9 protein-coding genes are annotated in these 12,331 nt (G+C 65.2%); 4 read left to right on the top strand and 5 right to left on the bottom strand.

The features are described 5' to 3' along the window. The first annotated feature begins 2 nt into the window (after positions 1-2). A complete protein-coding gene (locus CH305_RS06110; protein ID WP_179278204.1) occupies positions 3-1,214 on the top strand; it encodes a polysaccharide biosynthesis protein in 1,212 nt (403 codons plus the stop codon). On the opposite strand, the gene CH305_RS06105 is transcribed toward CH305_RS06110, so the two are convergent. Further along, positions 1,198-2,682: a hypothetical protein gene (locus CH305_RS06105; RefSeq protein ID WP_094703120.1), complete on the bottom strand. Its 1,485-nt coding sequence runs from the start codon at positions 2,680-2,682 to the stop codon at positions 1,198-1,200. The genes CH305_RS06110 and CH305_RS06105 overlap by 17 nt on opposite strands. A 118-nt stretch (positions 2,683-2,800) precedes the next feature. Then, complete coding sequence (locus CH305_RS06100) at positions 2,801-3,922, bottom strand: DUF3068 domain-containing protein (RefSeq protein WP_094608684.1); 1,122 nt, start codon at positions 3,920-3,922, stop codon at positions 2,801-2,803. Positions 3,923-4,090: 168 nt separating this feature from the next. Between CH305_RS06100 and CH305_RS06095 the strand changes: the two genes are divergently transcribed. Then, a complete protein-coding gene (locus tag CH305_RS06095) occupies positions 4,091-5,239 on the top strand; it encodes an acyltransferase (RefSeq protein WP_094703119.1) in 1,149 nt (382 codons plus the stop codon). Here CH305_RS06095 and CH305_RS06090 read toward each other — a convergent pair. The 3 genes from CH305_RS06090 to CH305_RS06080 form a co-directional block, all read right to left on the bottom strand. Beyond that, positions 5,217-9,464, bottom strand: a complete 4,248-nt coding sequence (locus CH305_RS06090) for an alpha-(1->3)-arabinofuranosyltransferase family protein (protein ID WP_094703118.1) — start codon at positions 9,462-9,464, stop codon at positions 5,217-5,219. The two genes, CH305_RS06095 and CH305_RS06090, sit on opposite strands and share 23 nt — an antisense overlap. 22 nt (positions 9,465-9,486) lie before the next feature. Continuing rightward, positions 9,487-9,657, bottom strand: a complete 171-nt coding sequence (locus CH305_RS06085; protein ID WP_080730504.1) for a DUF2613 domain-containing protein — start codon at positions 9,655-9,657, stop codon at positions 9,487-9,489. 136 nt (positions 9,658-9,793) lie between these two features. Then, on the bottom strand, positions 9,794-10,261 hold the full coding sequence (locus CH305_RS06080; RefSeq protein ID WP_032377566.1) for a universal stress protein: 468 nt from the start codon (positions 10,259-10,261) through the stop codon (positions 9,794-9,796). Positions 10,262-10,414: 153 nt separating this feature from the next. Between CH305_RS06080 and CH305_RS06075 the strand changes: the two genes are divergently transcribed. Continuing rightward, on the top strand, positions 10,415-11,590 hold the full coding sequence (locus CH305_RS06075) for a glycoside hydrolase family 3 N-terminal domain-containing protein (protein ID WP_094703117.1): 1,176 nt from the start codon (positions 10,415-10,417) through the stop codon (positions 11,588-11,590). Positions 11,591-11,652: 62 nt separating this feature from the next. Next, positions 11,653-12,255, top strand: a complete 603-nt coding sequence (locus CH305_RS06070; RefSeq protein WP_032377568.1) for a TetR/AcrR family transcriptional regulator — start codon at positions 11,653-11,655, stop codon at positions 12,253-12,255. The last annotated feature ends 76 nt before the right edge of the window (positions 12,256-12,331 follow it).

Genomic DNA, 12,331 nt, shown 5'->3' with positions numbered 1-12,331 from the left:
TCATGTCTTTCCGCGCCTCGTCCGAGGCAGACCACACGCCGGGCGCGTCGGTCGCCGGGATGGGGATGGTGACGGCCGGTTCGATGTTCGCGAACGTTGCGGCGTATCTGCTGCAGGTGCTCGCGAGTCGGATGCTCGGCGTGGAGGGGTACGGCGAGTTCGCGAGTCTGCTTGCTGCGCAACTGGTTCTCGCAGTTCCGGCGTTGGCGTTGCAGTCCGTCGTCGCGCGTGACGTGGTGCGCGGGCGCAGTTCGCGGGAGTTGCGGACCGTCGGGTATCGGTGTGCTGCGGTCGTGGGTGTGCTGGCGGTGGCGCTCGCTCCTGCTCTGTCCGCTGCCATGGACATCTCGATGGCAGCAACCGTGTCGGCGGTCATTGCTGCGCCGGTGTTGGTATTGCTGGCCGCCGAACAAGGCTTGTTGCAGGGGCGGGGGCGCTTCGGGGCTCTGAGCCTCGTGCTGGCTGCGGCCGGTTTCGGCAAGGTGGCACCGGCAGTGGTTGTGCTCGCGCTCGGCGGCGGACCCGGTTCGGTTCTGCTGGCCACGGCTGTCGGGATCGGCGCAGTGGCCGTCGGTGCGCGATGGACCGCAGGCGCGCCGGTGAGCTCGGTGTCGGAAACCAAGGTCACGGTTCTGGCCGTACTGCAGGCATCGCAGGTGCAGTTGGTGCTGATCGCGATGTCGGCGCTGGATCTGGTTCTTGCGCGCACGCTGCTCAGTAGCAACGAGGCCGGGCTGTACGCCGTCGGTGCCGTTGCGTCCAAGGCGGCGTTCTGGTTGCCGCAGGCCGTGGGGGTGGTGCTGTACCCGCGGATGGCGAACCCACTGCATTCTGCTGCTGCGGTGCGCTCGGCTCTGGCCGTCGTTGCCGGTCTGGGCACGGTGCTGGTAATCGGCGGGGCACTGGCGTCACCGTTGCTGTCGTTGGTGGTGGGCGATACGTATTCCGGTGTGCAGAAGTATGTCTGGCTGTTCGTGTTGCAGGGCGCGTGCCTGGCCGTGTTGCAGAGCGCGTTGCTGTGGGCCATCGCGGGTGAGCGCACCCATCTTGCCTTCGTCGCCTGGTTCGCCCTCGCCGCAGAGGTGTTGCTGTTGCTGTTCGTGGCCTCGACGCTGGCGCAGTTCGTCATTGTCGCTGCGGCCACTGCCGCAGTGACGATGGTCGTCGTGTGCGGATTGGTGTTGTGGGGCAACCGCGTCACGGCATCGTCGTGACATCGAGATACATGTCGTGGCCGGATGTCGGGTTCGGCACGTACCCGAACTTCGCGAAACTTTCATCTGTGAAGTGCAATTCGATTGCTCTCGCGCCGGCGTTGGCGAGGGTGTGCGTAATCGAGTGCACGAGCTGCGTCACCACCGATTGCGGAGTGCCCGACGCCACTTCGAGCACGTCGATACGCGCGGTGGTGTCGTCGATCCATCGCGCGGCGGCATGTCCTACGAACGGACGCGCCTCGCGATTGTCGACGTGCGCCTGCAGCCAGCACGCGAGTACACCGGATTCCAGTGCCTCTCGGGCCGCGCCAATGTTCAACCCGGCTCGGGCGAGCCAAGAACCTGAGGTGTCGTGTCGAGGTACCGCTGCCACCCGATGTTGTCGACTGCCGGTCATCTCGGTGATCGGCCACGAGATGTGTACGGCGCCGTCGTCCAGTCGTGTGCGTTGTCCCCACACCAGCAAGCCTGTTCGCAGATTCTCCTGCCAGTTCGAAAGGCACACGGCCACAATAGAATCAGGAGTATCCAATGGGGGGCTGGAAGATTCGTCCCCAGATTGGGGAAGCCGCAACGTCATCGCGAAAAGATTCGGATTTTTTGCCCAACGAAAGTAGACGCGGACTTGGTCCAGCTCGACGTGGACGCGGGTGGGGCGAAACCTGCTGGAGACTCGTCCGCGAACCCGCACCCTCCGAATCAAACTTCGCGCGGTAGCGGCCGCCGGTGTCGGGAGAGTTTCTGTGTCGTCACCGGTGGTGTGGAGACGCCATCCGCCATCGGCCTCGGTATTCGGGTCGCGGATGTCGGCGGTCTTTAAAAATGGACCCACGGCCACGAGGTGCGCTGCCACAGCGGATGATGTCGGGATGAACTTGCGGGCCGAGTCGATCCCGTTCCACACTCGCTGAAAAGCGAAATTGTCGGGCGCGAGTGTCGGCTCGCCGTCGGCATCGAGCAACAGCGCATAGACGCGCTGTGCGAACAACATTGGCTTCGCCGTATTCGTCTGTTTCGGAGTGCGCACCAATTCGTACGCATAGTCGGCCCATCGCTGGCCCAGGAGCGCACGCGTCCAGGCCTCGCTTTCAGGATCGGTCACCGAGTCCACCAGATTGGACCGTGCAGCTTTGCGGTCCTGGTATTCGTCGGAGAACCCTTGGACGTGGATGCGTAGAAGGAGCGGATTCGCCTCTGCCGGGAACGATCCCAGATCGGCCGCGTTCTGGTAGCTGTGCCGCACGTGGATTCGCAGACCTGGAACAGTGAGCGAGGGCCCTTCCACCGGGTGGTCGTCGACCGGCCGGCGAGGCTGGGGCGAAGTGCGATCGACGGCAATATGCCGCAGCAAGTCTTGGTTGACCGCGATCTCATCTGCATACATCGACGCGATGTGGTCGGCCATGGCGACGATTTCGGGCACACCGTTCGATGGCGTGCCGTCGTACTCAGTGGGCCGAGACATTCTTTCTGCGTGTTGTCAGCATTCCGACACCGTAGACCATCGTCGGCCCCCGCACAGACGAGTGGCGTGGTTGTGTGCCCCCACGGGCACTCAACCACGCCACTGCGCGTAGGCGCACTTACTCCTTGGAGAGGTTCGTCCTCGGAATTTCTTCCGTGCGATCCGTCGTCCAGTCGCGGTTGGGTGCGGTTCCGCCGCTCGGGGTCGGGCGCGGAGCCGCGTCGGTACGGGCAGGCTGACGGTGTCCACCGTTTCCGCCGCGCAGGAGCAGGAACGCTCCGGCGATCAGCGAGATGACGCCCAGGATGCCGGCGACGATCGGAACCGTGCGGCCGAAGAGCGAGAGCTTGTCCTGGCCGTCCTTGGCCTGCTGGATCTGGTATTCGACGGTGTTCTCGTCGAACGTGATCGGTGCGTTGAGCACGTCGACCTCGGGCTTGCCTGCCTCACGTCCGTAGTACTGGTGAATCTGCTCTTCACCCTTGACGACGACACCGGTCTCGGGCTCGACCCACAGCGTGCGGGTGTTCTCGTACCAGCGGGTCATCGTCACCGGCGCAGTTCCGCCTTCGACACCCCATGTGTCGGCGGGCAGGGTCACCTTGTTGGTCGGCAGGTTGACCACCGTCGACAGGTCCACGGGGCCGACGGTCTGCTGGTACTGGTACACCGGCGTGCCGTTGATCTCGGTGGCCTCGACGAAGTCGATGTCCTTGGACGCACGAGCGTTGACGTCGAAGTACGGGTAGCTCTTCTGCTCGGAGTTGAACGGGAACTTGTACTGCAGACCGGTGTGGGCAACTTCCTCGGCGGGCTTGTCGCCGGCCACCTGAATGGTGCCGATCGGGCTCTCGACGGGCATCGAGGTCTTGCGGTCGATGGTGACGCGGTCGACGCTGGCGGTCAGCAGTCCGGTGTCGGCCTGCTTGTCGCTACGTCGCAGGGTCTGACCGGCCTGCAGCGTCATGATGTCGGCGTCGGAGGGATCCTCGACGGTGACGAATCGCTGTGAGACGAGCGGAACGTTCTGGTCGACGACCGCGCGGCCGGCGGCGAGGGAGCTCGCGTTCAGCACACTGCCTTCGCCGGTGGAGACGGTGGTGACTTCGAGGTCCAGCGGCGTCTTCTCGAGCGCCGAGACCGTATAGGTAGGAATGAGGATGGCGGCGACCACCAGAAATGCACCCAAGCCGATGAGTACAAGAGCCAATATCCGGCTCGGCCCTGAGCGCTCCGCCATGCTGATTCTCCTTAGTCGACCGCTTCACTGGAAGACACCGCAGGCGAGACCAGCGTGCGCCCCCCGACCCGATGCCCGATTTCTTACGACACGTCGCAGGTGACAGTAACAGTCGACAGTGGTGCCGGTCTCGTCCGAGCCGGTTCGACACGGCACACTTGAGCCACCATGAGTACTCGAGTCGATTCGGCATCCGTCGTACCGCTGCGTGCGTTCGTCCCCGCACTCGAAGGAATGCGCGCGCTGGCCGCGATCGGCATCGTGGTCACCCACGTGGCCTTCCAGACCGGTGCCGCCGAATCCCCGCTCATGGGTCGGATCTGGGGCAGGTTCGATCTCACCGTGGCGATCTTCTTCGCGCTCTCGGGGTTTCTGCTGTGGCGTCCCCATGCCGCGCAGGCCAGGGGGCTCACGCAGGCGCAGTCCGCTCGACGCTACTTCTGGTCGCGCGCGGTGCGCATCCTGCCCGCGTACTGGGTCGTCGTCGTGCTGGTGCTGCTGTTTCTGCCGCATGCGGGCGGCGACTACCGGGTGTGGTTGGCCAATCTCTCGCTGACGCAGGTGTTCGTGCCGTTGACGCTGACCGAGGGTATGACGCAGATGTGGTCGCTGTCGGTGGAAGTGGCCTTCTATCTACTGCTGCCTGTCTTCGCGTGGCTGATGGTCCGATTGCGCGGAGCCTCGGCCCGATACCGAATCTCGGTGCTGCTCGGCGCATCCGCGGTGACGCTGTCCTGGGGATTTCTACCGATCACGACTGCCGACGCCATTCACCACGACAACTGGCTACCCGGCTACCTCCCCTGGTTCGCGGCCGGGATGGTGTTGGCCGAGGTGTCCGTCGGACCGCAGACCTGGGTCCATCGGTGGGCTCGGCGCAGTTGGGTGATGCCGTCGATCGCCGTGACTGCCTTCGTGCTGTCGGCGACTCCACTGGCAGGCCCGCAGGGATTGGTTCGGCCCGAGCCGTGGCAGTTCGAGCTCAAGATCGTTTTCGGTGCGGTTCTCGCATTCGCGATGCTCTCGCCCCTGGTACTCGCCGACACCGGCCGCAGACACCGAGTGTTCGAGCATCCGGTGATGCTCACGCTGGGTCGGTGGTCGTACGGAATCTTCATCTGGCACTTGGCCGTTCTGGCTGTGGTGTTCCCGGTGTTCGGCATCATCCCGTTCTCGGGCGGAATGTGGTTCGTGTTGACGGTGACTCTTGCGCTGTCGATCCCGGTGGCCGCGGCCAGTTACGCGCTGGTGGAAGAACCTGCTCGACGGCGATTCGCGCCGAAGAAGTCACCTCTCACGGACGCCGTATCGCATTGATCGCCAGCGCGACGATCCCGATCAACGCTGCCAGCTGAACTACGTAGGATCCGCCCACGTACCCGTCGGACGATCGCCACGGACCGAGCGACAACAGCGCGGGGCCGAGCATGGCGAATCCGCCTGCGATGCAGACCAATACACGCGAGGACCACGCGCGATCGAAACGGCGATCCAGATACACCGCACCGAATCCGATCACGGCAACAGTGACCGCGCCGGCAATCCCGGCCAGGACGACGGTCGCTGCGAGCAGTGCCACGAATGCGGCCGTGATGCTGCGCCACGGGCGCGGCGGCGGGCCTGGATTCGGTACCGTGCGGGGCGCGCAGATCGCCGCGAACAGCAACGGGATCAACAGCAGTAGCCCACCGAAGATGCCCAGTCGGTACCAGCGATCGGTGGTGAAATCCAACGAGATCGTGCCCGACGCCCCCGCCGGAACCATCCAGGCCTGCTGCCACCCGTCGACGACCACAGGGGACAGCTCCACACCTCCGGGCATCGTTGCGTGCCAACCGATGTTGTTGCTCTCCGGGATCACCAGTAGTCGATCCTCCGTTGCGGAGGTGAGCGTCACCTCGCGGTGATCGGGGCTCCAGGCCGTGGTCCTTGCCGCCTGCGGTGCCGAGCTCGTCGGCCAGTCGGCCGGAATAGGCATGGTGCGCAGTCGAATGCCGTCGACGAAGAACGACGCTCCAGGCTCCACCACCACGTCCTGACGGCCCTCGGGCAACGACACCGGGTTGACGAAGTTCTCGTTCACGGGGGTGTCGGCGTCGCACACCGACGCCTTCAGCGGTTCGCCGGAACGGAATCGGTCGGCGGTAGCGGTCACCGACGTGCGCACCGTTTGCCCGGCAATGGAGACGATGGGACCGTTGAAGCAGTCCACCGTGATTTCACGGTCACCGTCGTACGGGGCACCGATCGGCTCGCCCGCGGACAGCGGCGTCACTTCGGCGAAACCCGGTGGTTGAGATTGGACGAAGCCCAACGAGTTTCGATCCAAGACGCCGTCCCAGTCCACGATGGACAGCACGATCTTGTCGGTCACATACGGTGCCAGCTGGACTGTCGTCGAACCGTCGGTGTCGACGTCGCGGACCATCGGGCCGTTGCCGAGATTGACCGCGACCCGGGTCGGATGGGCCGGAAGTGCGCCGAGGCTCGGGCTGAGCTCGAGCCCGTCCACCAGTGTGGGAGCGGGCAATTGGATGGTCAGAGTGGGGTTGGTGCCGGCCCGGTCGGTGATCGACTTCTCCGGTGCGGTCCAGGATGTGCGCGGGTCACCGTCGGTGGCGGCGAAGGCGGAACCCTCGAGATCTGCGACGTCCGACGCCCCGCTGGCCAGCGGTCGACCCGGCTGCGCCAACAGTGCCTCGAGTTCGGGCGACTGCCGTGTGCGCACCGTCAGATCGGGGATGACCGCGGTGCCCATCGGCACCTCGATCGTGCGCGAGAAACGCCCCAGTTCCTCGGGAGATTTGGACAATCCACTGCTGCAACGGATTCGATCCTCGGTGTCGAGGCATCCGGAGCGCCCAGGGAATTCCTGACCGAGTTCCCACGCGTCGACGCTCGCCCCGGCCGGAGTGTCCGGCAACACGGCACGGTGCACGATCGGCACCGGCTTCGGGTTGTCTCGATCGGAGTAGTCGTCCACCGAGACCTCGCTGATGCCGAATTGGCTTCCTCGGGTTCCATCGACCGTCGACTTCGCGGTGATCCGTAGCCACGGTGTTTCGCCACCCGGCAGGGACACCGTCATCGGGTCCCCGGGCTTGTCGACCCGCGCCGCGGTCGAACCGTTCGGGGTGGTGACCTCGACCCATTTCACCGGGTCGCCGATCGTTCCGGGACTGGTGCGCAGGTGCAGCAGACCGCCGCGAACCGGGGTATCGAAATCCAACTGAAGCCATTGCCCCACAGCGCGTTCGATACCGTTGCTGATCCAACTGGTGGCCAGATCGCCGTCCACTGCGGCTGCGACACCGCTACCGGGTGCGCTGCCACCGATCTGCGTTGCGTCCGATGCCGAGCTCGACGCGGTCAGCGTCGCGCCTTCCCACTCGGCGTCCACGGTCTCCGCCCCGTACACCGGGTAGTCGGGAACCTCGTTCAGCGATCGCCGGGGCTCGTCCGCGGCCCGCAGTGCGGAGTTGTGGTTGTCGACCTGGCCGAAGTCGGTCTCACGGTTCATCGGGGTGTCCGTCACCGTCACCGAGTCGACGGGTATGCCTGCGGCGGCTGCATCCGACGCCAGCAGTGTCGGCCCGGCCGGCACGGGAGTACGAATCCCGTTGTTGCGCAATTCGTTCGAGCGTAGGATCGACTCCGGTCCGCCCTGTACCACCGGGACCCGATCGAGATCGACCGTGTAGGGGCCGGACGCGGGAGTATCGGCCGAGCCGTTCACCGAATAGATCTCGACAGCGGGATACGGCGGCCGCAGATCACCGTCGAGCACAACGCCGTCGACCTGACCGGGAGCAACGTCCTCACCGAATTCGGCCACTCGGGCCAACCCCGGCGAACCGTCGAGCACCTGGTGCACCGATGCCGGACGGGTGGACCGAGAATTCTCCGGATCGAGGTCGTTGCGCACGACGACGTAGCTGATGCCCTGTCCCTCTAGGGTGTCGGCCAACCCGCTGGACGGACGCCCGTCGGCGAAGAGTCGCTGCACCGAGTCCAACGCGCGGATGGCCCCGGGCGGGGTGAGCGGCACGGCGTCGCGAACGGCCCAGGGCGTCGTGGCGAGAGCCTGCAACGGCTCGTCGCGGGTCAGTCCCCAGGTCTGCAATGCGAACGGTGCACCGGGCACGATCAGTGCGCGCTGCGCGTCGGAACCGTCGGGACTCGACCCGGACGCGTGGGCGGTGAGCCAGTCCGCGGCGTCGTGCCAGTACTGCGGAACGGCCTCGTACGCACCTCGTGGCGCGAGCTTGCCCGTCCACGCCAGCGAGGTGGACAGCGCCAACGCCACCAATACCAGTGCGGTCACCGCCATCATCGGATTCTTTTCCGGATGCGCGACGGCCGATCGCCACTGCGGCCGCGGGACCGACCCGGGCAGCGGAACACGGCCCAACAGATGAGCCAGGCCCAGTACCAACGGGATTCGAATGACCGGCTCGAGTTTGTGAATGTTGCGCAGCGGCGCGCCCGCAGAATCGAGGAACACTCGCACCGTTGCTGCGAACGGACCGTCCAGATCGCCGACGAACCCGGCACCGAGCCCGACGAGACCGACGAACAACATGATCGTCAGCCGGCCTCGGGCCGGCATCGATCGCATCGCCAAGCCTGCGATTCCGGCAGCCGCGATCAAGCCCGTTGCGATGACCGCGGCAGGCTGGGTCACCAGAACCGCACCGGCCACCCGCTCGGGTGAGACGAACGGCGTCCAGCTGCCGGTGCCGCGCAGCACCTCCGTCAACGACGTCCACTGGGTGGTGGTGCCGGAGGACTCTATGTAGTCGAGAAATGGTGGAGAGACTTTGCCCAACAACAGCAATGGCACAATCCACCACAGCGTTGCGAGCACGAGGAAGCCGGCCCACCAGGCGCTGAATACGAGCCAGCGCCTGTTCGGCCGATGAGACAGCATCCAGATCACGGCCACCAGAACGGCGGCGGCGGTGGCGACGGCATTGACCGCGCCCATCAACGCCACTGCGAGCGCAGATTGCGCCGCGGCCCGGCGAGCCGTCTGCTTCGCGTAGTCGCCGGTGAGACATCGCACGATCGGGATCAGCACCCACGGCGCGAGCATCATCGGCATCGTCTCCGAGGAGATCGACGCGAGGGTGGTGATCACTCGAGGAGACAGGACGAAGGCCGTTGCCGCGATCAGGCGAGAACTGCGGCTGCCGATTCCGAGGGCCTCGGCGAGTCGGATGATTCCCCAGAACCCGGCGATGAGCAGCAGCGCCCACCAGATGCGCTGCGTGATCCACGGTGGGATGGACAGGAGGTCACCGCCGGCAAAGAACGCTCCGTGCGGAAAGAAGTAGCCGTAGGCCTGGTTCTGCACCTGGCCCAACGGTGCCGCGCTGTTCCACTGATGGGAGGCACGTTCGAGAAATCCGAGGGGATTCTGCGCCAGGTCGTATTTGGTGTCGGCGACGGTGAAGCCGGGGACCTGCAGAAAGGTGAGAAGAAATGTCAGAGCCGAGACGCCGAGAAGCCATTTACGGCCGAGCGGCTCGGCCGAGATCATCGATCCACGAATGCGACCAGCGTCAGCGGCTGCCGTACTCAACCTGGTTCAGCAAGGACGAGTCGGCGTTTCCGGTGCGATCGATATCCGGACGAGAGTTGTCGGCTGCAGCGGCGGTGACTCCGAACACGACGCCCGCACCCAGTACGGCTCCGACGACGGCGGCAATGACACCCGGGACAGCGAACTTCATCTCGGTTCTCCAGTCAGTCGGCTCACAGATCAAAAGGGTGAGGTGGACCCCCACGCGGGCATCACGGTATCACTTGCGGGAGTGGAGCCTGCGGAATGACCCACATGGGGAGCACAGCAACAGGCCGGTGGACGCGTTACTTGCCGGGGGGAACGATCAGGACAGGGCGGTGACTGTGTCGCAGCACGTGCTCGGCCACCGAACTCTGCAGCAGTGCACGTAGACCGGTCGTGCCTCGGGTGCCGGTGACGATGATGTCCACGTCCATCTCGTCGGCTTTCTCCACGATGGCGCTCCAGATGGCGGTGGTGCATTCGGTGCACTGACCTTCCACCTTCAGGCCTGCGGCCTCGGCCAGCGCGACGCCCTCGCTGTTGGTCACTTTCGCGTCGGTGAGCGCAACGTCCTCGGCCTCGTCGTCGGGCACCCATTCGGGCTGCATGACGCCGGAAAGACCGGACATTCGAGCTGCCTGACGCACCATCGGCTCCCATGCCGTGACAACGATCGCGCGGGAGGTGGTGAGAAACCGGCCGGCGTAGTCGATGGCTCGTTTGGCGTTGTCGGAGCCGTCGTAGGCAATCAGGATGAGGTCTGCGGTCATGGTCGAGCTCCTCCTCATGTCGCGTTCGTCCAGATTACCCCCACCCCCTTCGGGATCAATGTGGGTTTCAGTCGCTCAGAATGCAACAAAGGCGCATTGATCCCAACCGGAGGGGCGGCAGCGACACCGACGATCTCGACTACCGTCGTGTCCATGCGATTTCGGTACTCGGTTCGGTCCGCTGCGGTGATGACGGTCGGTGTGGGGTTGTTGGTCTCGTGCTCGAGCGAGTCCACCCAGGTCGCGTCGACGCAGGCAGCGCCCCCTGCTTCGACGACGACAGCAGCCGACACGACCGTCCCGCAACCGGTTCCGCCGGTCGACGATTGTGCGGCGTTCGTCGGCGGATTGTCGGAGCGTCAGCGACTGGCTCAGTTGCTCACCGTCGGAGTCACCGGCACTGCGGACGCGGTGCAGATCATGTCGACCGAGCAGGTCGGTGGCCTCTTCGTCGGCAGTTGGACCGACGAGTCGATGCTCGGTAATCGGGAGGTACCGCAGGTGCGGGGCGCGTCTGCGGTGGCCCCGATGATCACGATCGACGAGGAGGGTGGACGGGTTTCGCGGGTCGCGGATCTGCTGGGGGAGGCACCGTCGGCGCGGGTGTTGGCACAGACGATGACGGTGGACGAGGCATACCAGGAGGCGTTGACGCGGGGCCGGGGTCTGAAGGATCTCGGGGTCACCGTCGACTTCGCTCCGGTGGTCGATGTGAGTGCACAGCCCGATGATTCCGTCATCGGCGATCGGTCGTTCTCCGATGATCCGCAGGTCGTCATCGAGTACGCGGGGGCCTACGCGCGAGGTCTGGAAGACGCGGGAATCAAGCCTGTCATCAAGCACTTTCCCGGGCACGGCTCGGGTTCGGGCGATTCGCACACCGGTGCCGTCACCACTCCGTCGCTCGACGAGCTGAAGACCAAGGATCTGCTGCCGTTCGCGGCATTGAACAACAGCGGCGTCGGCGTCATGGTGGGGCACCTCGACGTGCCCGGACTCACCGAGCCCGGGGTGCCGGCGAGCATCAGCCCGGCGGCGATGGCGTTGTTGCGCGACGGCGTCGGATACGGGGCTGCTCCGTTCGACGGTCCGATCTTCACCGACGATCTGAGCGGCATGGCGGCGATCACTGCGCGGCTCGGAATCGTCGACGCGGTGGAGGCGGCACTGGTTGCGGGTGCCGATGTGGCTTTGTGGCTCACCACCGATCAGGTGCCCGCAGTGTTGGACAATCTCGAAGACGCAGTCGCGACGGGACGCCTTGCCGCGGCGCAGGTGGACGAGGCCGCCGCGACGGTTGCTCGGTTCAAGGGGGCGTGCGGGGCCTGATTGCGCGGTACTCGACCTTACTGTGGAGTAACGTCTAGTACTTCGTACGTATTGGAGGGTCCATGGCTGGCGGCACCAAGAGATTGCCCCGCGCCGTCCGCGAGCAGCAGATGCTCGACGCGGCGGTGGATGTGTTCTCCGACAACGGTTTTCACGAGACATCGATGGATTCGATCGCCAAGAAGGCGGCCATCTCCAAACCGATGCTGTACTTGTACTACGGGTCGAAGGACGAGTTGTTCGCCGCCTGCATCCATCGTGAGGGCGTCAAATTCGTCGAAGCTCTGACGCCGGCCGCAGACCCGACTCTGACGCCGCGCGAGCAGCTGCGCAAGGCGCTGATCGGCTTCCTCGGATTCGTCGGTGAGAACCGGAAGTCGTGGATGGTGCTCTACCGTCAGGCCATCGGCCAGCAGGCATTCGCCTCACAGGTGCAGAGCAGCCGTGATCGGTTGATCGAATTGACGGCGGGTCTGCTGGCGATGAGCACCAGGGACCCGGAGCAGTCGCAGAATTTCGGGCTGATGGCCGTCGCGTTGGTCGGTGCAGGCGAGGCCGTGGCCGACAGGGTGGCGGGCGGAGAAATCGAGGTCGACGCTGCAGCCGACCTCCTGGAAAATCTGGCGTGGCGTGGCCTGGCCGGCAAGAAAACCGCCGCAACCTAGGCTGCCGCCACCTACACAGCCGAACTCGAAGTTATGGTCGGAAATCCGGGGAAATCCGTCCATAACTTCGAGTTCG

The sequence above is a fragment of the Rhodococcus sp. 15-649-2-2 genome (assembly GCF_002258645.1).
Lineage (GTDB): Bacteria > Actinomycetota > Actinomycetes > Mycobacteriales > Mycobacteriaceae > Rhodococcoides.
This window is presented reverse-complemented; position numbering and strand designations above follow the sequence as displayed.